This is a genomic window from Amycolatopsis sp. NPDC004772 (genome assembly GCF_053601215.1).
In genome coordinates, this window is the sequence record NZ_JBSGBK010000017.1 from 98,859 (window position 1) to 123,228 (window position 24,370).

The 24,370-nt window shown below is 71.1% G+C and carries 21 protein-coding genes; 10 read left to right on the forward strand and 11 right to left on the reverse strand.

From position 1 onward, the window contains the following. Positions 1-92 precede the first annotated feature (92 nt). Entirely contained in the window at positions 93-1,349 is a 1,257-nt protein-coding gene (locus tag ACWEF6_RS14025; protein WP_449683267.1) for a glycosyltransferase, read from the forward strand. Then, positions 1,349-3,172 (forward strand): ArnT family glycosyltransferase, encoded by a 1,824-nt coding sequence (locus ACWEF6_RS14030; RefSeq protein WP_449683268.1) that lies wholly within the window; start codon positions 1,349-1,351, stop codon positions 3,170-3,172. Before ACWEF6_RS14025 ends, ACWEF6_RS14030 begins: the two co-directional genes overlap by 1 nt. Before the next feature lie 37 nt (positions 3,173-3,209). On the opposite strand, the gene ACWEF6_RS14035 is transcribed toward ACWEF6_RS14030, so the two are convergent. Both ACWEF6_RS14035 and ACWEF6_RS14040 read right to left on the reverse strand, forming a co-directional pair. Beyond that, a complete protein-coding gene (locus tag ACWEF6_RS14035) occupies positions 3,210-3,983 on the reverse strand; it encodes a hypothetical protein (protein WP_449683269.1) in 774 nt (257 codons plus the stop codon). 195 nt (positions 3,984-4,178) lie between these two features. Beyond that, positions 4,179-4,598 carry a nuclear transport factor 2 family protein gene (locus ACWEF6_RS14040; RefSeq protein ID WP_449683270.1) on the reverse strand — a complete coding sequence of 140 codons (420 nt, stop codon included), beginning with the start codon at positions 4,596-4,598 and terminating at the stop codon, positions 4,179-4,181. A gap of 87 nt (positions 4,599-4,685) precedes the next feature. Here ACWEF6_RS14040 and ACWEF6_RS14045 point away from each other — a divergent pair, with 87 nt between their 5' ends. Continuing rightward, on the forward strand, positions 4,686-5,429 hold the full coding sequence (locus ACWEF6_RS14045; RefSeq protein WP_449683271.1) for a hypothetical protein: 744 nt from the start codon (positions 4,686-4,688) through the stop codon (positions 5,427-5,429). Here the strand turns inward: ACWEF6_RS14045 and ACWEF6_RS14050 are convergent. After that, positions 5,417-6,151 carry an AfsR/SARP family transcriptional regulator gene (locus ACWEF6_RS14050; protein ID WP_449683272.1) on the reverse strand — a complete coding sequence of 245 codons (735 nt, stop codon included), beginning with the start codon at positions 6,149-6,151 and terminating at the stop codon, positions 5,417-5,419. The two genes, ACWEF6_RS14045 and ACWEF6_RS14050, sit on opposite strands and share 13 nt — an antisense overlap. A 90-nt stretch (positions 6,152-6,241) precedes the next feature. On the opposite strand from ACWEF6_RS14050, the gene ACWEF6_RS14055 reads away from it, so the two are divergent. After that, a complete protein-coding gene (locus tag ACWEF6_RS14055) occupies positions 6,242-6,952 on the forward strand; it encodes a PP2C family protein-serine/threonine phosphatase (RefSeq protein ID WP_449683273.1) in 711 nt (236 codons plus the stop codon). Between the two features lie 46 nt (positions 6,953-6,998). Here the strand turns inward: ACWEF6_RS14055 and ACWEF6_RS14060 are convergent, their stop codons facing one another. Next, positions 6,999-7,484: a DUF2127 domain-containing protein gene (locus ACWEF6_RS14060; RefSeq protein WP_449683274.1), complete on the reverse strand. Its 486-nt coding sequence runs from the start codon at positions 7,482-7,484 to the stop codon at positions 6,999-7,001. A 183-nt stretch (positions 7,485-7,667) separates the two neighbouring features. Between ACWEF6_RS14060 and ACWEF6_RS14065 the strand changes: the two genes are divergently transcribed. The 3 genes from ACWEF6_RS14065 to ACWEF6_RS14075 are packed head-to-tail and all read left to right on the forward strand — an operon-like array spanning position 7,668 to position 10,826. Then, a complete protein-coding gene (locus ACWEF6_RS14065) occupies positions 7,668-7,937 on the forward strand; it encodes a hypothetical protein (RefSeq protein ID WP_449683275.1) in 270 nt (89 codons plus the stop codon). Continuing rightward, positions 7,930-8,541, forward strand: a complete 612-nt coding sequence (locus tag ACWEF6_RS14070; RefSeq protein WP_449683276.1) for a DUF6879 family protein — start codon at positions 7,930-7,932, stop codon at positions 8,539-8,541. Before ACWEF6_RS14065 ends, ACWEF6_RS14070 begins: the two co-directional genes overlap by 8 nt. Beyond that, complete coding sequence (locus ACWEF6_RS14075; protein WP_449683277.1) at positions 8,538-10,826, forward strand: ATP-binding protein; 2,289 nt, start codon at positions 8,538-8,540, stop codon at positions 10,824-10,826. The genes ACWEF6_RS14070 and ACWEF6_RS14075 overlap by 4 nt, the downstream gene beginning before the upstream one ends. Here ACWEF6_RS14075 and ACWEF6_RS14080 read toward each other — a convergent pair. The 3 genes from ACWEF6_RS14080 to ACWEF6_RS14090 are packed head-to-tail and all read right to left on the reverse strand — an operon-like array spanning position 10,816 to position 13,805. Further along, a complete protein-coding gene (locus ACWEF6_RS14080; protein WP_449683278.1) occupies positions 10,816-11,253 on the reverse strand; it encodes a hypothetical protein in 438 nt (145 codons plus the stop codon). The two genes, ACWEF6_RS14075 and ACWEF6_RS14080, sit on opposite strands and share 11 nt — an antisense overlap. Beyond that, positions 11,223-11,417, reverse strand: coding sequence for a zinc finger protein (locus ACWEF6_RS14085; protein ID WP_310972237.1), 195 nt, complete (start codon positions 11,415-11,417; stop codon positions 11,223-11,225). Before ACWEF6_RS14085 ends, ACWEF6_RS14080 begins: the two co-directional genes overlap by 31 nt. A 57-nt stretch (positions 11,418-11,474) precedes the next feature. Continuing rightward, entirely contained in the window at positions 11,475-13,805 is a 2,331-nt protein-coding gene (locus ACWEF6_RS14090) for a GH92 family glycosyl hydrolase (RefSeq protein WP_449683279.1), read from the reverse strand. A gap of 118 nt (positions 13,806-13,923) precedes the next feature. On the opposite strand from ACWEF6_RS14090, the gene ACWEF6_RS14095 reads away from it, so the two are divergent. Then, complete coding sequence (locus ACWEF6_RS14095) at positions 13,924-14,709, forward strand: MerR family transcriptional regulator (RefSeq protein WP_449683280.1); 786 nt, start codon at positions 13,924-13,926, stop codon at positions 14,707-14,709. After that, positions 14,710-16,035 carry an erythromycin esterase family protein gene (locus tag ACWEF6_RS14100; protein WP_449683281.1) on the forward strand — a complete coding sequence of 442 codons (1,326 nt, stop codon included), beginning with the start codon at positions 14,710-14,712 and terminating at the stop codon, positions 16,033-16,035. Between the two features lie 32 nt (positions 16,036-16,067). Here ACWEF6_RS14100 and ACWEF6_RS14105 read toward each other — a convergent pair whose 3' ends face one another. From ACWEF6_RS14105 to ACWEF6_RS14120, 4 genes are all read right to left on the reverse strand, one after another. Next, positions 16,068-17,516, reverse strand: a complete 1,449-nt coding sequence (locus ACWEF6_RS14105; protein ID WP_449683282.1) for an amidohydrolase — start codon at positions 17,514-17,516, stop codon at positions 16,068-16,070. 186 nt (positions 17,517-17,702) lie between these two features. Continuing rightward, positions 17,703-19,265 carry an ABC transporter permease gene (locus ACWEF6_RS14110; protein ID WP_449683283.1) on the reverse strand — a complete coding sequence of 521 codons (1,563 nt, stop codon included), beginning with the start codon at positions 19,263-19,265 and terminating at the stop codon, positions 17,703-17,705. Next, positions 19,262-20,170, reverse strand: a complete 909-nt coding sequence (locus ACWEF6_RS14115) for an ABC transporter ATP-binding protein (RefSeq protein WP_449683284.1) — start codon at positions 20,168-20,170, stop codon at positions 19,262-19,264. Before ACWEF6_RS14115 ends, ACWEF6_RS14110 begins: the two co-directional genes overlap by 4 nt. Positions 20,171-20,172: 2 nt before the next feature. Next, positions 20,173-20,781, reverse strand: a complete 609-nt coding sequence (locus ACWEF6_RS14120) for a TetR family transcriptional regulator (RefSeq protein WP_449683285.1) — start codon at positions 20,779-20,781, stop codon at positions 20,173-20,175. Between the two features lie 236 nt (positions 20,782-21,017). Between ACWEF6_RS14120 and ACWEF6_RS14125 the strand changes: the two genes are divergently transcribed. Then, complete coding sequence (locus tag ACWEF6_RS14125; protein ID WP_449683286.1) at positions 21,018-24,251, forward strand: S8 family serine peptidase; 3,234 nt, start codon at positions 21,018-21,020, stop codon at positions 24,249-24,251. Positions 24,252-24,370 lie beyond the last annotated feature (119 nt).

The window sequence follows — 24,370 nt, forward strand, 5'->3', positions numbered from 1 at the left end:
CCGCCGGTGCCCGGCCGCCGAGCCGGGCACCGCACAGGAACCGCACAGAGAGAACACACGATCACCAAAGCGGCGGCCGCGATCGTGAGGGCATGACAGCCACCGCCCCCGCATCGCGGCCCGGGACCGGCCCGGTCGACCTGGCCGGCCCGCAGCCCGTTCTCGACGTCGTCATCCCGGTCTACAACGAAGAGACCGACCTCGAACCGTGCATCCGGCGGCTGCACGCGCACCTGGCCGAGCACGTCTCCTACCCGTACCGGATCACCGTCGCCGACAACGCGAGCACCGACGCGACGCTGCAGGTGGCCGAACGACTGGCCCGGGAGTTCCCGGAGGTGGCCGTCCACCACCTCGACGAGAAGGGCCGCGGCCGCGCGCTCAACGCCGTCTGGCAAGCCTCCGACGCCGCCGTGCTCGCCTACATGGACGTCGACCTTTCCACCGATCTCGCCGCGCTCGGGCCGCTCGTCGCGCCGTTGCTGTCCGGGCACTCCGATCTCGCCATCGGCAGCAGGCTCGCCCGGGGGGCGCGAGTGGTGCGCGGGCCGAAGCGCGAGTTCATTTCCCGGTGCTACAACCTGATCCTCCGCTCGACGCTCGCCGCGAAGTTCAGCGACGCGCAGTGCGGTTTCAAGGCCATCCGCGCCGACGTCGCCCGCGAGCTGCTGCCGCACGTCGTGGACACCGGCTGGTTCTTCGACACCGAGCTGCTCGTTCTGGCCCAGCGCGCCGGGCTGCGGATCCACGAGGTGCCCGTCGACTGGGTCGACGATCCGGATTCGTCGGTCAACATCGTGCGCACCGCCACCGAAGACCTCAAGGGCATCGCCCGCGTCACCAAGGCCACCTTCACCGGCGAGATCCCGGTCAGCCGGCTGCGCGAGCAGCTCGGACGGCAGCCGATCGGCGTCGACGCGCCGGGCGTGCCGCCGCGGCTGGTGACGCAGCTGGTGCGGTTCGCCGCGATCGGCGTCAGCAGCACGCTCGCCTACCTCGTGCTGTTCCTGCTGCTGCGCACGGTCGTCGGCGCGCAGGCGGCGAACTTCACCTCGCTGCTGGTGACGGCGATCGGGAACACCGCGCTGAACCGGCGGCTCACGTTCGGCATCCGCGGCCGGGCCGGCGCCGGGCGCCACCAGTTCGAAGGGCTGCTCGTCTTCGGCCTCGGGCTCGCGCTCACCAGCGGATCGCTCGCTCTGCTCAACGGATCCACCACCCCCGGCCTGGTCCTGGAGATCACCGTGCTGGTGCTGGCGAACCTCGCCGCCACGGTGCTCCGGTTCCTGCTCCTGCGCGGCTGGGTGTTCCACCCGCGCCGCCAGGCCACCACCCAGGAGGAGTACTGATGACCGCCGTCCTGCCCGCCCCGGTTTCCGAACCCCGGCACCGCAAGGAGTCCGCCGCGCACGCACCACCGCGCTGGGTCCGCCCGGCGGTGTTCGGGCTGCTGGCCGCGACCGCGGTGCTGTACTTCTGGAACCTCACCGCGTCCGGCTACGGCAACTCGTTCTACGCCGCCGCCGTCCAGTCCGGCACGCAGAGCTGGAAGGCGTGGCTGTTCGGCTCGCTCGACTCGGGGAACGTCCTGACCGTCGACAAGCCGCCCGCGGCGCTCTGGGCCGGCACGGCGTTCGCGCGGGTCTTCGGGTTCTCGAGCTTCACCGTGCTGGCCCCGCAGGCGCTGATGGGTGTCGCGTCCGTCGGGATCCTGTACCTGACGGTGAAACGGACGTCCGGCCCGGTCGCCGGGCTCATGGCCGGGGCGATGCTGGCGGTGACACCGGTCGCGGCGCTGATGTTCCGCTTCAACAACCCGGACGCGCTGCTGGTGCTGCTGATGGTGGCGGGCGCCTACTTCGTCGTGCGCGCCACGGAAAAGGCGAGCCCGCGGTGGCTGGCGCTGGCCGGTGTCGCGCTCGGGTTCGGCTTCCTGACGAAGATGATGCAGGCGTTCCTGGTGCTGCCGGCGTTCGGGCTGGCGTACCTGCTCGCGGCGCCGACGTCGCTGGGCAAGAGGCTGCTGCACCTCGGCGGCGCGGTCGTCGCGCTGGTCGTGTCGGCGGGCTGGTACATCGCGCTGGTGGACCTGTGGCCGGCGGCGTCGCGGCCGTACATCGGCGGGTCCGAAGGGGACAGTCTGCTCGAACTGGCGTTGGGCTACAACGGTTTGGGCCGCATCTTCGGCGGCGAAGGCAACGGCGGCGGCATGGGCGGCAACACCGGGTTCGGCGGGTCGACGGGCCTGTTCCGGATGTTCGGCGCCAGCTTCGGCACGGAGATCTCCTGGCTGCTGCCGGCCGCGCTGATCGGCCTGGTGGCCGGGCTGTGGTTCACGCGGCGCGCGCCGCGGACGGACCGGACCCGGGCGGCGCTGGTGCTGTGGGGCGGCTGGCTGGTCGTCACGGCGGCGGTGTTCAGCTTCATGAGCGGCACCGTGCACCCGTACTACGCGGTGGCGCTGGCCCCGGCGATCGCCGCGCTGGTCGCGATTTCGGGCAGTGCGCTGTGGCGGGGCCGGGCACACCTGGCACCGCGGGCGGCGCTGGCCGGGATGGTCGTGGCGACGGCGGTGTGGTCGTTCATCCTGCTGGACCGGACGCCGGAGTGGTTCCCGGCGCTGCGCTGGATCATCGCGGTGCTCGGGGTGCTGGTGGGCACGGTGCTGGTGATGGGCGTGCCGGGCGCTCGCCGCACGGCCGCGGTGATCGCGGCGGCGGTGGTCCTGACGATCGGCGTGTCGTCGGCGGCGTACGGCGTCGAGACGGCTTCGGTGGCGCACAGCGGGTCCATCCCGACTTCGGGGCCGACGTCGAGTTCGATGGGCGGCTTCGGCGGCGGGTTCGACGAGTCGTCGAGCGCGATCGGGACGTTGCTGGCGCAGACGACGACGAAGTGGGCAGCGGCGACCACGGGTTCGCAGAGCGCGGCCTCCCTGGAGCTGGCGAGCGGCAAGGCGGTGATCGGCATCGGCGGCTGGAGCGGCTCGGACCCGGCCCCGACACTGGACGAGTTCAAGGCGTACGTCGCGGCGGGCGAAGTCAAGTACTTCATCGAGGGCGGCCGCGGAGGTGGCCCGGGCGGCGGCTCGTCGGAGATCACGGAGTGGGTGACGGCGAACTTCACCGCCACGACGGTGGACGGCCAGACGGTGTACGACCTGCAGAGCTGACAATCCGGTGCCCGGGCTTCTCACGGAAGCCCGGGCATCACTCCGCGGACAGCGGCGTCAACTCACGGAGCGTCCGCACCCGGGTGTTGTAGTGGGAACCACGAACGACCGTCGTCTCGACCAGCGCTTCGAAGTACTTGAACTTCCGTTGATCGCGCAGGAATTTCCGGTCGCTCAGCTTTTCCGCCGCCGCTGCGGTGCCGAATCCCCAGCACCCGGCCAGAATGACGACTTCGGCCGTATCCGGAGCCAGCGGATTCGCCGCGCGGATGATCAATCCGTAATCGTTGGTCGGATCACCCGCCTTGTTGTACTGCGGTGCCGCCGTGACCTCGGATCCCTTGTGCAGCAGGGCCGGAACGTCGCCCGCGAAGACGTACGAAGTCTCTCCGTCGAGCCTTTCCATGATTTCCTTGGTGGCTGTGTTCCCGTCGGGGCCGCCGATCAGTATGAGATCAGAGCGAAGTTCGCGCGAATTCAGCTCTTTCGACTCGACGATCTTGCCGGCGAATCCCAGCTGGCGGAGCTGAGCTTCGATCTCCACCAGAGCCAGCATGTCGCCCTTGCCGACCATGCCGGACTTCTCCCAGCTGCTCAGCGGCTCCCAATCCGGCGCTCCCATCACGATGAAGGGCTCGCGACTGCCCATCGCCTTCCAAAACCTTCGCGCCCGGAGCAGCCTCAACCGCTTGCTGGTTTTGGTTCCCAGCCACACGGAGACGCCGCCGATGCCGGCGGCGACCAGATTGATCACCACGTCCGAGAAAGCACCGACAACCGAACCGTCGAACCCTCCGCCAGCCAGAGTCATGCGCGGCCGCCTCCCACCTGTTCGGTCGACACGGTGAGCAGCAACCCTACCCGCCGGAGCCATGATTCTCGCGCAGGCAACGAGCGCCAGACGGTCCGTCATCTTCGTCGTTCGAAACAGTGCCGTACTGCCGAATTAGCCGTCCGAATGGAGGATTGACGAACACTGAGCGCTTCCTCTCGGTCGCCAAGAGGTTCACGAACGCAGGTGGTGACTGACGTCGCCGACGAGGTCCACCCTCGCCCGGCGTTCGGTGAAGCGCCAGCCGCTGTTACTGCGCGTGAAGCGGTCCTGGTACCGGCCTGCCGCAATCGTCTGCAGCGGGAACCCGGGGACCGCCTGCAGCACCGTGAAGTACGAGCGGCCGGACGCTTTCGAGCCGATCACCTCGAGGGCCGCGTTCGTCGTCACGTGCTTCGTCTTCGGCGTCCCGTCCTCGTACACGATCACCGTCTCGCGCAGCATCCGCTCGACCTCCGCTGCTCCCCGCGCCGCACCGCCGCTGCCGAAGAAGGCTGCGACGGCGAAGAGCTCGCCGACCCCCGCGAAGTCGCCCGCGTCGACCAGCGAAGCGTAGGAAAAGATCAAGTTCTCCAGCGCGCGGTAGTCGTCCACGGGAACGATCGTACAGAGAAAGTATAGAAAGCTTCCGTACCTTGGCGGCAACCGGCGGCAGGGGGTCGCCGCGCCGAGGGGGTACTCATGGATCGCCGTAGTCTGCTCAAAGGCGGGGTCGCCGCCGTGGCCGGTGTTGCTCTTGCCTCGGCCGCGACCGGTACCGCGCTGGCCGATACCGGGCTGCCGCCCGTTCCCGGGATGCTCGGCGACCGCCGGGCCAACGAACTCTGGTACCAGCTCGACGAAATCGCGCTCTACCACCCGTCCCAGGCCGTCACGGACGCCTACACCGCGCTCTCCGAGCACCTCCTGGCGCACGCGCCGGAGGGGCTGTACGAGAAGTGGCGCGAACTGAGCCGCGAACCGGCCTACCCGAAGAACTACGCCGAATTCGCCAAGCCGGTCGAAGCGGCGCTCAGGACGCTCTCCACCCTGCAGCTCGACAACTTCGACCGCTTCTACCGCGGCGACGAAGCCGGTCTCGTCAAGGCGTTCGCCGACTTCGGCCAAGGCGTCCTCTACGACCCTCGGCGGGCACCGGAAGAGTCGGAAGTGCACACGATGAACGGGAACCCGCCGGGCAGCTACCACTTCTGGCACGCGGTCCTGCGCGCCCAGACGGTGCTCGGCATCGACCGGCACCGGTGGGTGCGGATCGACCCGATGATCGGCTTCGCCTGGGCACTGCAGTCCATCGCGAAACCCGACCACCGCCACGTCAACCCGGGCCTTCCGCGCGAACAGGTCCGCGCGCTGGCGCGGCACTGGCTGCCGCGCTCGCCGGCCCAGCTCGACCGCGACTTCCAGGCGTCGCCCTACCCCGCCTGAGCGTCCAGCACCCGCTGGTACGCCGCCCGCAGCGCGGGGCCCGGGCCGACGCCGAGCCGCTCGTCGAGGAGGCGGCGGCCCTGGTGGTACACCGTCACCGCGTCCGCCGGCCGTCCGCTCGCGCAGAGCGCCGTCATCAACAGGGCGCGGGCGCGTTCCCGCAGCGGGTGTTCCAGGACGAGCGCGGTCGCGTCGGGCACCGCGCGCAAGTGGTCGCCCGAGGCGATTTCGGCTTCGATGCGGCCCTCCAGCGCCGCCAGCCGCAGTTCGTCGAACCGCGCCGCCTCGCCGGTGCGGAGCGGTTCGGCGATGTCGGCGAGCACCGGACCGCGCCAGAGCTCCAGGGCGGCGCGGAACAGGCCGGCCGCCCGGGCCGGGCGGGCCGCGCGCAGCTCGTCGTGCCCCAGGTACGCCAGCCGCGAGAACTCCTCGGCGTCGACGGTTCCGCCCGGCGTCAGCAGGTAGCCGCCGCCGGTGCGGACCAGCCGCGCCGGGCGGCCGAGGGCTTTGCGCAGGCGGGAGACGTACGTGCAGACCTGCGCGTCGACCGTCGACGGCCGTTCGCCGTCCCACAGCAGCGAAATCAGCCGCTCGTCGGGAACCACGCGGCCGCGGGCCAGCAGCAACGCCGCCAGCAGCGTCCGCGGCTTGCGGCCGCCGAGCGCGGCCGGGCGGCCGTCGGCGCGCGACACCGCCAGCGGCCCGAGAATCCGGAACTCCATCCCCACCCCCTTCCCAAGATACGCGGAAAGTCTCAGCCGGTCCTTAGGTTGGGCGCGGATCATGGAGTGAGAGGGGATGAGGAGGCCGCGATGATCACCACCCGTCCGGGTTACCCACGCTGGCACACCGCGAGTGCGCAGGGGCCGCGCTCACTCAACGCCGACGCCGTCGGGGCGTACGCCGCGGCCGGCGGGCCCGGCATCGCATTCGCCCTCGCCGACGGCGTCGGGGATGATCCCGCCGCCGCGCGCGCCGCCCGCATCGCCGCCGCGGCCGCCGCGCGCACACCTGTCCACAAAGGACCGGTCGAGGCGGTGCTGGCCGCCCAGCGCGCGGTGCGCGAGCAGACGCTCGGGGACGCCGTGCTGGTGGTCGCCATGCCGGCCGAGCACGGCGGCTACCGCATCGCCTGGGTCGGCGACGCCCGCGCGTACGCCTGGGACGGCACCACGCTGAGCCGCTTGACCACCGACCACACGCTCGCCGAGTTCTTCCGCGCCCGCCACCAGCCGGTGACGCCGAGGATGGAGCACGTCGTGACGACGAGCGTCCGCACCGCGGAAGCCCACGAGATCGGCACGGCGGAGACGCCGGGAGCGGGCCTGCTGCTGACGAGCGACGGCGTCCACAAGCCGCTGACCGGCAGCGGCATCCGGGCGGTGCTGGCCCAGCCGGGCACGGGCGCGGCGGAGCTGGTGGAAGCCGCGCTGGCCCGGGGTGGCACGGACAACGCGACCGCCCTCTACGTCGAACCGTCGGAGGTCGACAGCACGACGGTGCGATTTCCCGTCGCCGCGTGAGCCGGGGTGGCCTGCTGAATGAGATCCGCCGGCCCGGAGGCGGCGCTCAGCGGTTTTGAGCGCGCTTGAGCTGCCGGTACTCCCGCAGCACCAGCACGATGATCACCACGTCGAGCGCGGCGAAGAACGGCAAAGCGATCGAATGCGTGTGCACCGCCCGGATGACCTCGTACACGACGAATGCGGCCAAGATGACCGCGGCCACCGGATACGCGCGGACGATCTTGCGGGCCAACGCCCACACCAGGCCGAGCTTGATCAAGCCGTGGGCCAGCAGATACGCGACCGCGAAGGTTTTCGTGTCGCCGTGGAGGAAGTTCTCCGTCGCCGATTCCAGGTGGCGGGCCAGGGTGCCCGAGGGGTCGCCCAGCAGGTCGCGGGTGATGACCGCGTGGGTGAACCCGCTGACCGTCGAGGCCGGGATGAACGCCAGGATCAGGGCCCCGACGACCTGCAGCGCGCCGTCGAGGCCCTTGATCGCGATCGCGACGCGGAAGAACTTCTCGGTCGCCGTCGTGTTCGTCTCGGGCATCGTGCCTCCTCTCCGCTCACTCTGCCGCACTTACTCAGCGTTCGCACCCCGGGACACCAGCCGCCCGAACGAGGGACATTTCCTGGCCAAAACTCTGAAACCGCGTCCCATTCATTGCCAGTGCACCAAGATGATCCCTATGCTGTAATTTCCCGTTCGCCCGGCAAAAGAAGGGGGCGTGTGATGCCACGCCTGTGGGAGGCCGATCCGAACGCGTCGTTCAAACGCCGTCTCGGGAAGTCCGCGATCGAACTCGACCGGACGAACAACGACCCCAGCTGCCCGGATATCTGGGAACTTTCGAACGGGGACGTGGCGATCATCGGCCGCGACCTCACGTCGGGCTATGCGGCGCGGCTGCCCGACGGTGTGAGCATCGGCGCGGACGAACGACTGGTCGTCATCCCGGGCGTCATGATGCGCTCGGCCAAGGGGGACATCCCCGATGCATAGACCTCTGGTCACCCTGCCGGGCGATCGGTTGACACCCGACGAGTACTTCGCCGACCACGCCGAAAACTTCTGGCGCACCGATGACAGCGGGTGCTGGAAACTCGAGCGGCAACAGCACTTCGTGGAGAGCGGCGACGACAGCTGGGACGCCTTCAGCGCGGGCGATTGGCCCAAGGCTCTGCGGCTCCTGGAGGAACGCAAGCAGAAAGTCGCCGACTACGAAACCCGTATCGCCCGGCACGGTTTCGAAGTGCGGCGCGTCCGGGTCGTGGAGGAACCGATCAGCCCGTATTTGCTCTGGGAACTGAACTCCTTGTACGTCCGGCGGCAGGTGGGCGGAAAGATCCGGGTGATCGGCGGTGCCACCGTCGCGGATATCGAAGAGGACGAGGTCCTGCCGGAACTGTTCATCATCGGCCGGAAGGTCATTTACCAGGTTCTGTACACCGAGAACGGCGAACTGAAAGGCGCCCTCAAATCCGAGGACGCTGGGCTGATCCACCACTGGACGGCGACCGTCCGGCACCTCTACGACGACGGTGAAGACCTCGCCACGTTCTTCGCCAGGGAGGTCGCCGGGCGCCGACCTTCGCCGACGTCGTGAACCCGGCGGCGGCCGGCGCCGGGCCGCCCGGCCCCGTTCCCCGGCAGCTGCCCGCCGACGTCCGCGGGTTCGTCAACCGGCTCGACGACCTGGCTCGGCTCGACGAGCTCATCGACGACGGTGCCGCCTCCGGAGCGGCGATCGTCGTCGTCGGCACGGCAGGCGTCGGCAAGACTTCGCTGGCGGTGCACTGGGCCCACCGGATCCGCGACCGGTTCCCCGACGGCCAGTTGTACGTCAACCTCCGCGGCTACGATCCCGGCCCGCCGATCACCCCGCAGGAGGTGCTCGAGCGATTCCTCCACGCACTCGGCGTGCCCGGCGCGGCGGTGCCGGCCGACCTCGAATCGCGGAGCGCGCAGTTCCGGTCGCTCCTGGCCGGGCGGCGCGTTCTCGTGGTGCTGGACAACGCCGCAACGGTCGGCCAGGTCCGGCCGTTGCTGCCCGGCAACGGCGAATGCCTCGTACTGGTCACGAGCCGGAGCAGCTTGACCGGGCTCGTGGCCCGTGACGGCGCCCACCGGCTCAGCTTGCGGGTTCTCACGGAGGCCGAGGCGACCGAACTGATCCAGCGCATCACATCCGGCCATCGCGACCAGGACGACACCGCGGACATCGCCGAGCTGGCCGGCTTGTGCGCACGCCTTCCCCTGGCGCTGCGCATCGCCGCCGAGAGAGCGATCAACCGGCCGTGGCTGCCGTTGCGGGAGCTCATCGCGGAGCTGCGTGACGAGTCCGCGCTGTGGGACGAACTGACCGCCGACGATGACGACGAGTCCGACGCGATCCGCACCGTTTTCGCTTGGTCGTACCGCGCGCTGACCGCCGAGGCGAGCCGGATGTTCCGGTTGCTCGGCCTGCACCCCGGCACGGCGTTTTCGCTCGGCGCCGCGGCCGCGCTCACCGGCCGGTCCCCCGCGCGGACCAGACGCGTCCTCGACAGCCTGGTCGGCGCGCACCTGCTCGAGCAGCCTTGGGCCGATCGGTACGAGTTCCACGACCTGCTCCGGATGTACGCGAGCGACCAAGTCCGCGCCGAAGAGGACGCCGACACGGCCTTGACCGCCGCACGCCGGGTGCTGCTGTGGTACCTCCACGGCGCTCTCGCCGTGCGGGAGCGGGCCGGCAACGGCGCGCTGCCGTGGACTCCGGCCGCTCTCGACCCGGAGGTCGTCCCACCGGAATTCGCCGACCGGGCGAGCGCTCTCGCCTGGTACCGGCGAGAGCGCGAGACGCTCGTCCGCGCGGTGCGCACGGCCGACGACCTGGACCAGCCCGACCTCACGTGGCAGCTTCCGGTCGCGCTGTACCCGATCTACGCCGACCACAACCACTTCGACGACTGGATCGAGACGAGCACCACCGCGCTGCGGGCCGTCCGCCGGCTCGGGAACCGCGCTGCGGAAGCGGAAGTGCTGGAAAGCCTGGGCAAAGCGCACACCCAGCACTTCGACCGGCAGCACGGAATCGAGCTGCAGTCGGCGGCGCTGAGCTTGCGCCGCGAGCTCGGTGACGCACACGGCGAACTGAAGTCGGCCAACGCACTCGGGCTCGCGCTGCTGCGTGCGCGTGACCTGCCTGCGGCTCGCGACCTGTTCGGCCGGGCCGCGATGCTCGCCGACACCCTCGGAGAACCGTACTGGCTGGCCGTCGCCACCAACAACGCCGCCAACGTCGATCTCGAACTGGAATCGTTCGAGCAGGCGGAACAGGTGCTGACGGCCACGCTGACCCGGTTCCAACGGCTCGGGGTCCGCAGCGGCGAAGGCGACACGCTGCGGGGGCTCAGCCGGGCGAACCGCGGGTTGCGCCGGCCCGTACAGGCGAACGGGTACATCCGAGCCGCGGTAGCCATCGCGCGCGCCGAGGAGAACCCGGCGCGGGAGGCATTCTGGCTGCTCGAACAGGGACGCGTTCAGGTCGATCTCGGGCAGCCCGCCGAGGCCCTCGAGACGTTCCAGCGCTCGGCAGCGCTCCAACGGCAGCTCGGTGACCGTGCGCGGGAGGCCGAGGCCCTGGACGCCACGGGCGTGGCGTACCAGGCGATGGGGCGGCCCGAAGAGTCCGTGCGGTTCTGTCGCCGAGCCGCCTCGGTCTTGCGCGAGCTGCACGAAACCTGGCTGCTCGCGCTGGCTCTCGACCATCTCGGTGCCGCACTCGCCGAGTCCGGCGAACGGCTCGAAGCCGAAGCCGGCCGCAGGGAGGCGCTCGCGCTGTTCGAGCGGTTCCCGGACCCACGCGCCCAGCGCTACCGGGCTCGTTTGGCGGCGTTGCTCACGAGCTGAGGCACTTTTCGCACCGTTCGTGCCGGGCTGTCCGGCCGGCCGGGTCCGTCCCGTAGAAGGGGTAGCAGGCCGCGCCGCAGACGGCCAGGTAGATCGGCCCGCACCGGAGGGGGTGCGGGCCGACCTGGTGGGCGACGGCCACTTCGCGCCGCCGTGCGCCCGCTTCGGGGAGCCAGCCGTCGTCCGGGAGGCCGGCCCGGACGTCGGCGTCGATCTCGTCGGCCCGGGTGATCAGGTCCGCGCCGAGATCGGCGAGCCGCTCCCCGAGATCGCGCAGGATGTCGGGGCGCGGTGCCTCCTCTCCGACCGTCCTGGCCAGCCACGCCACATCGGGGACGAGCGACGCGTGCAGGTCGCGGAGGCGTTCCAGCAACCGCCGGTCCCGGTCGGCGTCGTTCAGCACCGCGCCAGCCACGCCGCCTCGCATTCCGCACAGGTTGGGTCGAACCAATGACCACCGAGCTGCGGCACGTCCTTCACCGCCACGGTCACTTCTTGCCCGCACAGAGCCACGAACTGTTCATCCGGACGCGGAGGGAACGGCCCGTTGAGCGCGTGGCGCTTCCCCTCCGCTTGCTGCCACCTCAACATGGGTCCAGTAAAACTGTCCGCTCCGGCGGACACCAACGCACCGAAGGGTGGTTCGCCCTACATCGCGGGCGGCGCCGAGCCGGTCCCCCAAGCCGTCGGCGTGTCACTGAGCCGGAACTCGATCCTGCCCGCCCGCAACAGGTCCGCGTGCGAGATCCAGCTCCGCTCGTACCCGCGGTGCCCGATCCGGACGTCCTTTGTGTACTGCAGCTTCCCGGCAGCAGCACCGGGCGCCGAGATCTCGATCTTGCGGCCGCCGGCCGGCCGGATCTCCACCTTCTCGAACATCGGCGTGCTCAGCAGGTACGTCCCGGAACCCGGCTGGGCCTCGAAAACGCCCGCCATGCCGAAGACGAGCCACGACGAGATGGTGCCGAGGTCGTCGTTGCCCGGCATGCCGTACGGCGTGTCCGTGAACAACGTCCGCGCCGCGCGCAGCACCGCCGACGTCTTCCACGGCGCCCCCGTCCAGCTGTACATCCAGGGTGCGTGCAGGTCCGGCTCGTTGTTCGGGTTGAACGCGAAGTTGTTGTGGTAGTCGTACGCGCCGTGGACCCAGGAGTCCTTGGCCGCCTTGGCCGGGTCGGTCAGCAGCAGCGGCAGGTCGAAGAACGTGTCGAGCCGCTTCTCCGCCTGGGCCGGGCCGCCCATCAGGGCGAACAGCTTCGCCGTGTCCTGCTGGGCGAGCCACTGGTACTGCCACGGCGTGCCCTCGTGGAAGCCGGTCGACTGGGCGGGATCCAGGTCGCCGACGCCGGTGCCGTCCGCCGCGCGCGTGCGCGGGAAGCCCGTGAACCCGTGGGATTCGACGCTGGTGTCCCACAGCTTCGCGAAGTTGCCGCAGCGCGCGGAAAGGGTCGCCGCCTTGTCGCGGTAGCCCAGGCCGGCGGCCATGGTCGACAGCGCGCAGTCGGCGAGGGCGTACTCGAGGGTCGCCGAGCCGGCCTGGCGCGTGTCGCCGTAGGTGTAGCCCGGCAGGTCCTGGTAGCCGATCCAGCCGTTCTGCACGTACGTCGGATTGCCGTCGCGGCCGCGGAAGATCGACTGGTCGGCTGGGACTTCGTTGGCGTTGCGCCACAACGCGTCGAAGAGCCGGCGCGCGGTCTTGTCGTCGAGGAGCCCGCGGCGGTAGTTGTCGACCACCCACGGCGTGACGGGGTCGCCGCTCATCACGTTCGTCTCGCCGCCGGCCAGCGCCCAGCGTGGCACCCAGCCGCCGTCCTGGTAGACCTTGAGGACGGACTTGGTCATGTCCGCCGCCTTGTCCGGGTGCAGCAGCGCCACCAGCTGGTTCTGCGACCGGTAGGTGTCCCACAGCGAGAACATCTGGTAGTAGGTGTCGCGGCTGCGGTGGACCCGGTCGTCGAAGCCGCGGTACGAACCGTCCACATCGGACCCGACGGACGGGTGCAGCAGCGACCGGTACAGCGCGCTGTAGTACGTGCGCTGGTCGGCGGTCGTCCCGCTGGCGACGCGCATCCGGTCGAGCTCGGCTTCCCACGTGTCGTGGGCGGCTTTCCGCGCCTTGTCGAACGACTTGGGCTGCTCGGCGCCGCGGTTGAGCCGGGCGCCGTCGATCGAGGTGTAGGACAGCCCGACCGAGGCGCCGACCTGGTTCTTCTCGGTGCCGAAGGTGAGCCAGGCGCCGGTGCGCTGGCTGCCGAGCTTCGCGTCCCGCTGGTTCGGCGTCAGCTTGCCGTCGGTCCAGGTGCCGAAGCTGGTGAACGTGCGGTCGAACTTGGCGCTGAAGAAGATCTTGTACCGCTCCTTCTGCGTCTCCCAGCAGAAGTTGCCGCCCTGCAGCCAGCCCTCGACGGTGTCGTCCCCGACGACGTGGACGTCACCGGCGTAGGTGTAACCGTTGCTCTCGCCGACCTCGATGAGGACGTTTTCGCTGGTCGCCCCGGCGGGGAAGGTGTAGCGGTGCTGGCCCGTGCGCTGGGTCGCGGTCAGCTCGGCGCCGATGCCGTCGGCGAGCTTGACGCCGTAGTACCCCGGCTGCCGGGTTTCGTCGGCGTGGCTGAACTTCGCGCCGTACTTCGCCGGGTCGCTGCTGGTGACGGCGCCGGTGGTGGGCATGAACCGGAAGTTGCCCATCGTCTGGCAGCCGACGCCGGAGAGGTGGGTGTGGCTGAAGCCGAGCGTGGTGTCCTGCGCGTAGTCGTAGGACGCGTACTTCTTGAGCTGCGTGTCCGGGGACAGCTGCACCATCCCGAAGGGGGTGGTGGCGCCCGGGAAGGTGGTGCCGTCCCCGTTGTTGCCGATCGAGGTGTCGACGAGCGTGGTGGGGTCGTCGGCGAACCGCACGCCCGCCTCGGCGGGGGTCGCGAGGGCCATGGTGGTGGCCCCGGCGAGCAAAGTGGCCAGGACGCGTGTCCGCGCTCTCATCCGTGTCCTCCTGACAACGTTGTCACATGCACGGTGGGATCTTTTCCGTTGTCCGGTGGACAAATCAACCCCCGGAAAGCCTTGAACCTGACGTTGCGTCAGGTTTTACGGTCGAGGGGTGAGCGAACGCAGGTGGAGCATCGGCGAGCTGGCGAAGGCCAGCGGCGTCACGGTCCGCACGTTGCACCACTACGACCGGATCGGCCTGGTCTCCCCCGGCGAACGAACACCGGCCGGGCACCGGCGGTACCTCGAGGCGGACGTGCGCCGGCTCTACCGGGTCCGGACCCTGTGCGGGCTGGGGCTCTCCCTGGACGAGGTGGCCGTCGTCCTGCGGGACGCGACGGACGACCCCGGCGGGCTGCGTGGCCTGCTGACCGCGCAGCTCGCCGGCCTGGAGGCCCGGGCCGCGCGCATCGAGGAGTCGGCCCAGCGGCTCCGGGGCCTGCTCGCCCGGCTGGCCGAGGACACCATGCCGGGCCCGGACCAGTTCCTCGCCGCCCTGGAACCGATGTCCGTCGACGCCGGCCGCTACCTGTCCGCCGCCCAGCTCGCGACGATCACCGGACGCGCCGCGCAGCTGGGCAGCGGCGCGATCGAGACGTTGAAGACCGAATGGCTCGCGGTGTTCGGCCGGCTTCGGCAGCACCTGCTCGACGGGACGCCCGTCGACGACCCGGCCGTGCAGGACCTGGTCGCCCGCTGGCGGAAGACGGCGGCCGCGTTCCACCCCGGTGACCGCTCGTTCGAGGCGGCGACCACGGCGCTGTGGGAGGACAACCGCGCCGGGCTCGGCCGGGAGCTCGACGAGCGCCTCGGCTGGTCCGGGCCGGGCGAGGCCGCCGAAGTCGTGGACTACTTGCGCAAGGCCCGCGCCGCGGGCGAAGACGAAAAGGACGGGTGAATGGACGTCGACATCACCGGGTGGCTCCGGGAGAACATCGTGCGCCTGCGGACGCTCGAGCCGGAGGCGGGTTACGCCGGGCTCGAGCCGTTGCGCGACATCGTCGGCGACGCCCGGGTCGTCGCCATCGGCGAGAGCACGCACCGGGTGCACGAGTTCTACCAGCTCCGCCACCTGGTCACCCGGTTCCTGGCCGAGGAACTGGGGTTCACCGGGTTCGCGCTGGAGTCCGGTTTCCCCGAAGGCTGGGCGGTGCACGACTGGGTGCTCGGCGGCGACGGCGACCTGGACCGGCTCCTGCACACCGGGATCACTTACCACCTGGGCCAGTGCGCGGAGATGCGTGACCAGCTGCGGTGGCTGCGCGAGCACAACCGCACCCACGACCGCAAGATCCGCTTCTACGGCATGGACATCCCGGACTCAAGCGCGTCCGCCCGGCCCGGGGTCACCGCCGCCTTGGCCTTCCTGGACGAAGCCGACCCGGACTACGCCGCGGCGGCCCGCAAGAACCTGCTGCCGCTGTTCGACTACCTGCCGGCCGACCGGACCGGACTGGCCTGGGCCGCGCCGGCGATCCAGGCCTACCTGGCCCTCGGCACCGCCCACCGCCACGAGCTGACCGCCCGGATCGGCGAGCTGACCGAACGCCTCCGCGCCCTGCGCGTCCCTTACTCCACTGTGGACGCAGCCCGGGCCGACATCGCGTTGCAGTGCGCGGTCAACGCCCGGTACGCCGACGCGTTCCTGGCGAACATGGCCGCCGCGCCGGAGCGCACGTACCGGGGCGCCAACGTCCGGGACGCGGCGATGGCCGACAACGTCGAGTGGATCCTCGCGCGGGAGGACCGGGTCGTCGTCGGGGCGGCGAACGGGCACCTGCAGCGCTGGCCGTACCGCGTCCCGCCGATCATCAACGAAGAACAGGTGATGCTCGGCCAGCACCTGGCCCGCTCGCTCGGCGACCGGATGGTGGTCATCGCCACCACCTCCAACGGCGGCCGCGTGTTCGGCCACCGGCCGCTGCCCGACGGGCCGCCCGGCCACACCGAGGTGTTCTACGAGGACGTCGCCCCCGGCGCCGACCCGAACGACCTGGACGTCCTGCTCTCCAGTGCCGGGGCGCCGCTCGCCCTGCTCGACCTGCGCCGAGTCCCCGGCGAGGGCGAGGTGGCCCGCCGCTTCGCCGAGATCGACGGCACCCGGCAGGGCCCGTACAAGCAGCTGGTGAACCCGCTCGCCGCGTTCGACGCCGTCGTGCACATCGACCAGGTCACCCCCTGGCAGACCTTCATCGGCTCCGCGGGGCCCCGCGTCGGAGGGTAGCCGGATGCTGCACGCGCACGCCGAGGCCGAGGTCAGACCTGGTACGTGACGTGCCCGTCGACGACCGTCGCCGTCACCGGGAGGGCACGCAGGTCCGCCGGGGACAGCGTCGATGGGTCGGTGGCCGTCACCATCAGGTCCGCGAGGTCGCCCACCGCCACTCCGCGACGGCCGCCGGAGGACGCCGCCAGGGCGTCGGCGAACGGGATCGCCTGCTCCGGGTGCCACGGCGGGCGGTCGTCGTCCGTGCGGGAGATCGCCGAGGCGATGCCGTCCCAGGGGTCCAAGGGCGCCACCGGGGCGTCCGAGCCGAACTCCAGGCGGGCGCCCGACTCCAGCAGCGACCGGTACGGGAACGCCCGCTCGGTGCGCCCGTGCCAGTGGCGGTCGGCGACGTCGCGGTCGTCCGGCTGGTGCGCCGGCTGGACCGCCGCGATCACGCCCAGGGCCGCGAACCGGGGAACGTCGGACGGGGAGAGCAGCTGGGCGTGTTCGATGCGGCCCGGGCAGCCGACCGCCTCGAACGCGTCCAGCGCGATCGTGTTCGCCCGGTCGCCGATGGCGTGCACCGCCGGGAGCAGCCCGTGGTCGAACGCCCGCTGCAGCAACGGGATCAGTTCGTCCGGCGGCAGTTCCAGCGAGCCCGGTGAATCCACGCCGGGGTACGGGTCGTGACAGTAGGCCGTGCGCGTGTTGAGGGAACCGTCCACGAACAGCTTGAACGGCCCGACCGTCAGCCGCCCGCCGGAGTCCGGGAGGACGTCGCCGGTGCGGTGGCCGCGCTCGATGGTCTGGTCCAGGAGGTGTTTCGCGACGACGCATGAGATTCGCGCGGCCGGAGTACCGCGGCGGGTCCAGTCCGCCACGGTGTCCGCGTATTCGTAGTCGACGATCTGCGTCACGCCCCGCGCGGCCGCCGCAGCCACCGCTTCCGCCACCCACCGGTCCTGGACGTCGATCGCCGCCGTCGGGAGCTGGGCCGTGGCGCTCATGCAGTCGCCCTCCAGCAGGACGCCCGTCGGGTGCTCGCGGCCGATCAGCTTCAGCGCCGCCGGGCTCAGCCACAGCGTGTGCAGGTCCGCGCTGAACAACGCGACCGCGCGCCCGGGCAACGCGCGCTGCAGCAGGTCCTTGTGCGGCTTGTCCGGCCAGAGCCCGTCGCGGAAACCGGCGCCCACGACGAGTTCCGTCTGCGGTGCCGGGGTCGCCAGCAGGTGCGCGAGCAGCAGCTCGATCGCCTCCCCCGCCGAGCGCGCCGCGTCGAGGGGGATGCGACGCCGGAACGTCGCCCACTGCACCACGTGGACGTGCGCGTCGACCAGCCCCGGCAGCAGCGTCCCGCCGTGCCCGTCGACCACCCGCGCGGCGAACCCGGTGGAACCCGGCTCGGTGATCGACGTGATCCGGCCGTCGGTCACCCGGACGTCGGCGAGGTCGCCGCCGAGGCCGGGCCGGACGCGGCGCAGCAGGAGATCGTCCATGCGGACCACCTTGCCAGCCGGACCCGTCCGGGTGAAGCACGGCTTGAGATGCGGAACAACCGGGTATTCCCCTAGCGTTGGAACAGATGGCAGCCGTCGCCCGCCGAAGGGTCAGGGCCGGTTCAGGAGCGCCGCCTTCACAAGCCGCGCAGGGTTCGACTCCCTCGGTTGCCGCCGAAGCCCGGTTCAGCCCACCGGCACGTCCCGCCGCCGCAACGCGAACAGCCCGCCCGCGCCCGCCGTCACCGCGATCGCCGCCAGCCAGAGCGCCGGTGTGAGCGAGAACGCCCCGCCCGGCAGCCTCGCCAAGTGCTGGAACGGCGAAATCCCCAGCACCACTGAACTCCACTGCAACGCGGTCCCCACCAGCGACAGCAACAGGAACGCCGCCAGCAGTCCCCAGGCCGCCGCCGCGAACCGGGGCAGGAAGCCGATCAGCAACGCCGCCAGTCCGGTCAGGACCCAGACCGCGGGCAGCTGGGCCAGGGCCGCCGGGACCAGCCCGAAACCGCTCCCGTACGCCAGTCCCGTCGTCCAGCCCGTGACCACCAGCACGAACGCCGGCCCGAGGAACGCGAACGCGAGGTGGGCCAGGGCCCAGCCGACGCGCCCGACCGCCGTCGCCAGGACCGGTTCCGCCCGGCCCGCCGCCTCTTCCGCACGCAGCTTCAGCGTCGCCTGCACCGCGTGACCCGCCGCCGCCAGGCCGAACAGCGTCATCGTCCCGGCCAGGTACGCGTCCAGCACCGCGCCACCGCCGCCCATGCGCGAGAACACGTCGGCGACCGCCCGGTTGTCCCGCATCAGGTCCGCGACGTTCTGCGCGACCCCGCCCATCAGCAACCCGACGAGCCCGAGGCAGACGGTCCAGACCAGCAGCGACCCGCGCTGCAGCCGCCAGGCCAGGGCCAGCGGCGAGCGCAGGGACGCCTTCGCCTCGGAACGCCCGAGCCGCGCGGGCAGCAGCGCCGCGCCGAGGTCGCGACGGCCGGACAACGCCACGGCCGCCACCACGAACAACGCCGTCGCGGCGACGCCCAGCGCGAGCACCCACCACTGTTCCCCCGCGAACGGCCGCAGCCGGTGCGCCCAGCCGATCGGCGACAGCCACGCGAGCCAGCCCGCCGAGCCGCTGCTGTCCCCGGCCGCGCGCAGCAGGAACGCCAGCACCAGCGCCCCGATCCCGATGCCCCGCGCCCCGCTCGCGCCCCAGGTGAGCTGGGCCGCGACGGCGCCGGCACCGGCGAACACCCAGCCTGCCAGGGAAAACCCGAGCCCCAGCGCGAGCGCGCCGGCGAACGGAACGCCCTGTGCGGCGACGCCGAACGCGGTCAGCAGGCCGAACGCCAGGCACGCACCGCAGGTGGCGAGCACCGCGGCGGCCAGCCCCGCGTGCCGGCCGACGACGGTGGCGCCGGTGAGCTCACGACGTCCCGCCTCCTCCTCGGTCCGGGTGTGCCGGACCACGGTGAGCAGTGCGATCAGGCCCACGACCACCGGTACGAACCCGCACTGCCAGGCCAGCAGGTTCCCCGGCGAGGAGCCGTACAGCGGGCCGTTGCGCACGACGAAAGTCGCGCTCGAGGCGTTGAGGTCGAAGAAGTGCTGCCGTGCCGCGGCATCCGGGTACGCCGCCTTGATCGACGACAGGTAGCCGACCGGCGCGAGCGCGAGACCGGCGATCCACAACGGCATGAGCAGCCGGTCGCGGCGCAGCACCAGCCGCAGCAACGCCCCGGTGCCCCTCATCGCGCCGCTCCGACCGGCTCGTCGTGGCGGTAGTGGCGCAGGAACAGCTCTTCGAGCGTCGGCGGGCGGCTCACCAGGCTCCGCAGACCGGCCTCGGCGAGGTGCCGCATCACGTCGTCCAGCGCCGTCTGGTCCACCGACAGGTGGACGTGCGAGCCGTACAAGCTCAGGTCGTGCACGCCCGGCAGCGAGCCCAGGTCCGCGGGGACCCGCGCGAGGGAGGCGTCGATGGTGATCCGGCCCAGGTGCCGCAGCTCGTCCAGGGTGCCCGACTCGACCGTGCGGCCGGCCCGGACGATCGTGACGCGGTCGCACAGCGCCTCGACCTCGGAAAGGATGTGCGAGGACAGCAGCACCGTCCGGTCGCCGCGTTCGCGTTCTTCCGCGACGACCTCCCGGAACACCTCCTCCATCAGCGGGTCGAGCCCGGACGTCGGTTCGTCGAGGACCAGCAGCTCCACATCGGACGCGAGCGCGGCGACGAGCGCGACCTTCTGCCGGTTGCCCTTCGAGTAGGTCCGGCCCTTCTTGCGCGGGTCGAGGTCGAACCGCTCGATCAGTTCCGCGCGGCGAGCGGTGTCGAGACCGCCGCGCAGCCTGCCGAGCAGGTCGATCACCTCGCCGCCGGTGAGGTTGGGCCAGAGCGTGACGTCGCCCGGGACGTACGCGAGCCGCCGGTGCAGCTCGGTGGCGTCGGTCCAGGGGTCGCCGCCGAGCAGGGTGGCGCGGCCGCCGTCGGCGCGCATCAGCCCCAGCAGGACGCGGATCGTGGTGGTCTTGCCGGCACCGTTGGGCCCGAGGAAGCCGTGCACCTCGCCGGTGTGGACGGTCAGGTCGAGCCCGTCGAGGGCTTTCGTCCGGCCGAACGCCTTGGTGAGGCCGTCGGCGGTGATCGCGTCGGCCATCGTCATTCCTTCCGTCGGTACGCGGCCAGCGATTCACTGGCCTTCTTCAGGGCTTCGGGGGCGGCGAGCGGGTGGGTGAACAGGTACCCGGCGGCGAGCGACATGCGCAGCATCGCTTCGTGGGTACCGGGTTCCTCGCCGAGCGCGCGGGCGACGTGGTCCTGCAGGATCATCATCCCGCCGGTCATGGCGGCCAGGGCGGCCGCGCAGGCACGCGGGTCCGGCAGGCCGAGGCCCTGCTCGCGGAACCAGCGCTCGGTGCCGTCGACGATCTCGGTGAACTGGGCGGCGGCGGCCGCGGAGCCGTCGATCATCGCGCGGCCCAGGTACCGGCGGAAGAGCAGCTGGCGCGGGTCGAACGTCGGGACGAAGCCCGGATCCGCCTCCCCCTTGGTGAGCGCCTCCTCCTTGAACTTCATCAGTTCGTCGAAGACGTAGGTGTCGCACGCTTCCCGCAGGCCGTCCTTGGAGCCGAAGTGGTGACGGATCAGGCCACCGGAGACGCCGGCTTCCTCGGCGATGTCCAGGATCGACGTCTTCTCCATGCCGCGCTCGGTGAAGAGCTTGATGGCGGCGTCGCGGATGCGGGCCCGTGCGGTGAGGTCGTTCATCGTGGTCCTATACGTGCGTGTAGTCGACTACACGATAATATAGCTCGCTATACACACATGTAGCAATGGCGAAATCTGGCCGTTCGGGAAGCGTTTCCGTGACCGCCTAACCGGGCAGTCGATTACTCCATTTGGCTCGCAACCAATTGCGGTCTATGGGCTAACTGTCTGATTGCTGACGAAGATCCCACCCTGTGTACTGCTCGGTACGCATCTCTTCACGAAGGGTCGTTTCAGTGACACAGCACAGATCGCGCTGGAGACGGCGGGCCGGGATCACCGTCCTCGCCACCGCACTCGGCGCCTCCGTCCTCGGCGTCGCCGTCCCGGTGGCCTCCGCCCAGCAGGCCCCGCCCACCAGCGGCGCGGCCGACGGCAAGACCCTCGACGAGCACGACCGCGCGCTCGTCGCCGAAGCCGAGAAGGCCGGGAAGCCCGACGTCACGCTGCTGATCGCGGCGGAAAAGGGCCAGACCGGCGCCGCGGTGAACGAGCTCAAGGCCCTCGGCGGCGTCGTCCAGTCCACCGACACGAAGCTCGACTACGTCAAGGTCAGCATCCCGCCGGCCAAGGCGGAGAAGGCCGCGAAGCTCAAGTCGGTCAACGCCGTCGACGTCGACGGGCTCATCGTGCGCGACGACCCGAAGCCCGACGGCGCGACCACCCCGCTGCCGCAGCCGGCGCCGGGCAAGAACACCCCGCGCGTCAACCCGTACCTGCCGACCGGGGACACCTACGCGGCGCAGTTCGGCCAGGTCCTGCCCAGCTGGGACGGCAAGGACACCACGGTCGCGGTGCTCGACTCCGGCGTCGACCTCGACTCCCCCGCGCTGGCCACCACCAGCCACGGCGAACGCAAGATCGTCGACTGGTACAACGCCAACGCCACCAACTCCGGTGACGGCACCTGGGTCAAGCAGTCCACCGCGACCTACACCGGCACGTTCACCTCGAACGGCCGCACCTGGACGGCCCCGGCGACCGGTGGCCCGTACACCTTCGGCCTCTTCGGCGAGACCGCCGGCGACCTGGGCGCCGCGGACAGCGAGACCGGCGGTGACGTCAACCGCGACGGCGACCGCGCCGACTCCTGGGGCGTGCTGCTCGACCCCGCCACCAAGGAGGTCCGGGTCGACCTCAACGGCAACGGCGACTTCACCGACGAGAAGCCGATGACCGACTACAACAAGAAGTACGACGTCGGCTTCTTCGGCACCGACAACCCGGCGACCGACATCGCCGAGCGGATGGCCTTCGTGGTCCAGACCGACAAGCCGGGCTTCGTCGGCATCGGCATCGCCGGTGCGGAGCACGGTTCGCACGTCGCCGGCATCGCCGCCGGCAACGACCTGTTCGGCGGCAAGATGGACGGCGCCGCCCCGGGTGCGAAGGTGCTGGCCGTCAAGGTGTGCCTCACCAGCGCCGGCTGCACGTCGTCCGGCCTGATCGACGGCGTCGTCTATGCGGCCAGCCACGGCGCCGACGTCATCAACATCTCGATCGGCGGCCTGCCGGCCCTCAACGACGGCAACAACGCCCGCGCGGAGCTCTACAACCGCACGATCGCCGAGTACAACGTCCAGATCTTCATCTCGGCCGGCAACAGCGGCGCCGGGGCGAACACGGTCGGCGACCCGTCGGTGGCCACGGACGCGATCTCGGTCGGCTCGTACATCACCAAGGAGACCTGGCTGTCGAACTACGGCTCGGTCACCAAGAACCCCGAGTCGATGCACCCGTTCTCCTCGCGCGGCCCGCGGGAAGACGGCGGCTTCAAGCCGGACATCATCGCGCCCGGCGCGGCCATCGCCACCGTCCCGCGGTGGCTGGAACCGACCCCGGTTCCCGGCACCTACGCCCTGCCCGCCGGCTACGCGATGCTGCAGGGCACGTCGATGGCGGCGCCGCAGGCGACCGGCGCGGCGGCTCTGCTGGTGAGCGCGTACAAGGCGACGCACAACGGTCAGCGGCCGCCGGTGGCGCAGCTGCGCGCGGCGATCAAGTCGACCGCGCGGTTCGTGCCGGGCATCGGCGCGTACGCCCAGGGCGCGGGCCTGTTCAACGTCCCGGCCGCGTTCGTCGCGCTGTCGCTCAACCCGAAGCCGGACACGGTTTCGACGTCGGTCGAGGTGCACACCGCGCTGTCGGGCCTGCTGGCCAAGCCGAACACGGGCGTGGGCATCCACGACCGCGAGGGCGTGACCGCGGGCAAGGCCTACACCCGGACGTACACGATCACCCGCACCACGGGCTCGGCGCACCCGGTGCCGTACTTCGTGCGGTGGGTCGGCAACGACGGCACGTTCTCCTCCGGTTCGACGGTGGTCCTGCCGCTGAACGCGCCGGTTTCGTTCAAGGTGAACGTGAACCCGAAGGGCACCGGGGTCCACTCGGCCCTGCTCTACCTGGACAACCCGCTCACGATCGGCATCGACGTGCAGACCCTGAACACGGTCTTCGCGCCGCAGGAGTTCGTCGCCGGTAAGGGCTTCCAGGTCGACAACACGGGCAAGGCCGCCCGCAACCAGGCGACCAGCTACTTCGTGCGGGTGCCGCAGGGCGCCAGCGCGCTGAAGGTGGACCTGGACGCCGGCGCCGGCGCCCCCGGCAAGGGCCAGGTGCGGTTCCTGCGGTACGACCCGACCGGCGTCCCGGCCGAGGCCAGCACCGCGACGACCGCGTGCTACCTGCCCGACGCGGGTGCGGGCTGCGCCGGCGGCACGCCGACCAGCCGGACGATCGCCAACCCGCTCCCGGGCGTGTGGGAGATCGTCGTCGAGGCACGCCGGACGTCCGATGTGGCCGAAGCGCCGTACAAGCTGTCGGCTTCGGTGCTGGGCACGGCGGTCTCGCCGAACCCGGACACCATCGCCTCGGCCACGGTGGGCACGCCGATCGCGCGGTCCTACACCGTGCAGAACACGCTCGGCGCGTTCACCGGCAAGCTGACCGGAGCGACGCTGGGCAGCGCGAAGACGCAGCGGCCGTCGATCGCCGAAGGCGCGCAGCAGCAGTACCAGATCCCGGTGACGGCCGGCTCGCAGTCGCTGACCGTCACGATCGGCAAGACGTCCGACGTCGGCGCCGACCTCGACCTGGTGCTGTACAACTGCACGACCGGCTCCTGCGTGCAGGCGGCGGTGAGCGCGGACGGTGACTCCGAGGAGTCGGTGACCGTGCCCAACCCGGCGGCGGGTGTCTGGCTCGCGCTGGTGGACGGCTACGCGGTGCCGGCCGGCACCACGGAGTACGACTACCTCGACGTGTTCACCAACCCGGCGTTCGGGTCGGTCGCGGTGAACGACGCCAACGCCCTGCGCGCGTCCGGCAGCTCGTGGACCGTGCCGGCGACGGTGACGGCCGCGAGTGCCCCGGCCGCGGGCCGGACCCTGCGCGGTCAGCTGACCGTGCAGACCGACACGGGCGTCACGGTCGGCACCTCGCTGGTGCAGATCACCGCGGTGAGCTAGTCCCCACCCAAACGCCCCAATGTGGCGTTGGGGGGGGGGGGGGGCACCCAACCCCAAAAGGGGGGGGGCACGCCCCCACCCCCCCCCACAGGAGAACGGGCGAGGGGCGGGGGGGGGAA

Excerpts from the sequence above, each read along its gene's own strand:
- ACWEF6_RS14120 (WP_449683285.1), bottom strand. The coding sequence starts at position 20,781 with ATGAACGACCTCACCGCACGGGCCCGCATCCGCGACGCCGCCATCAAG.
- ACWEF6_RS14080 (WP_449683278.1), bottom strand. The coding sequence starts at position 11,253 with ATGCGAGGCGGCGTGGCTGGCGCGGTGCTGAACGACGCCGACCGGGAC.
- ACWEF6_RS14065 (WP_449683275.1), top strand. The coding sequence starts at position 7,668 with ATGCCACGCCTGTGGGAGGCCGATCCGAACGCGTCGTTCAAACGCCGT.
- ACWEF6_RS14055 (WP_449683273.1), top strand. The coding sequence starts at position 6,242 with ATGATCACCACCCGTCCGGGTTACCCACGCTGGCACACCGCGAGTGCG.
- ACWEF6_RS14050 (WP_449683272.1), bottom strand. The coding sequence starts at position 6,151 with ATGGAGTTCCGGATTCTCGGGCCGCTGGCGGTGTCGCGCGCCGACGGC.
- ACWEF6_RS14085 (WP_310972237.1), bottom strand. The coding sequence starts at position 11,417 with ATGTTGAGGTGGCAGCAAGCGGAGGGGAAGCGCCACGCGCTCAACGGG.
- ACWEF6_RS14070 (WP_449683276.1), top strand. The coding sequence starts at position 7,930 with ATGCATAGACCTCTGGTCACCCTGCCGGGCGATCGGTTGACACCCGAC.
- ACWEF6_RS14045 (WP_449683271.1), top strand. The coding sequence starts at position 4,686 with ATGGATCGCCGTAGTCTGCTCAAAGGCGGGGTCGCCGCCGTGGCCGGT.
- ACWEF6_RS14100 (WP_449683281.1), top strand. The coding sequence starts at position 14,710 with ATGGACGTCGACATCACCGGGTGGCTCCGGGAGAACATCGTGCGCCTG.
- ACWEF6_RS14090 (WP_449683279.1), bottom strand. The coding sequence starts at position 13,805 with ATGAGAGCGCGGACACGCGTCCTGGCCACTTTGCTCGCCGGGGCCACC.
- ACWEF6_RS14035 (WP_449683269.1), bottom strand. The coding sequence starts at position 3,983 with ATGACTCTGGCTGGCGGAGGGTTCGACGGTTCGGTTGTCGGTGCTTTC.
- ACWEF6_RS14030 (WP_449683268.1), top strand. The coding sequence starts at position 1,349 with ATGACCGCCGTCCTGCCCGCCCCGGTTTCCGAACCCCGGCACCGCAAG.
- ACWEF6_RS14115 (WP_449683284.1), bottom strand. The coding sequence starts at position 20,170 with ATGGCCGACGCGATCACCGCCGACGGCCTCACCAAGGCGTTCGGCCGG.
- ACWEF6_RS14105 (WP_449683282.1), bottom strand. The coding sequence starts at position 17,516 with ATGGACGATCTCCTGCTGCGCCGCGTCCGGCCCGGCCTCGGCGGCGAC.
- ACWEF6_RS14110 (WP_449683283.1), bottom strand. The coding sequence starts at position 19,265 with ATGAGGGGCACCGGGGCGTTGCTGCGGCTGGTGCTGCGCCGCGACCGG.
- ACWEF6_RS14060 (WP_449683274.1), bottom strand. The coding sequence starts at position 7,484 with ATGCCCGAGACGAACACGACGGCGACCGAGAAGTTCTTCCGCGTCGCG.
- ACWEF6_RS14025 (WP_449683267.1), top strand. The coding sequence starts at position 93 with ATGACAGCCACCGCCCCCGCATCGCGGCCCGGGACCGGCCCGGTCGAC.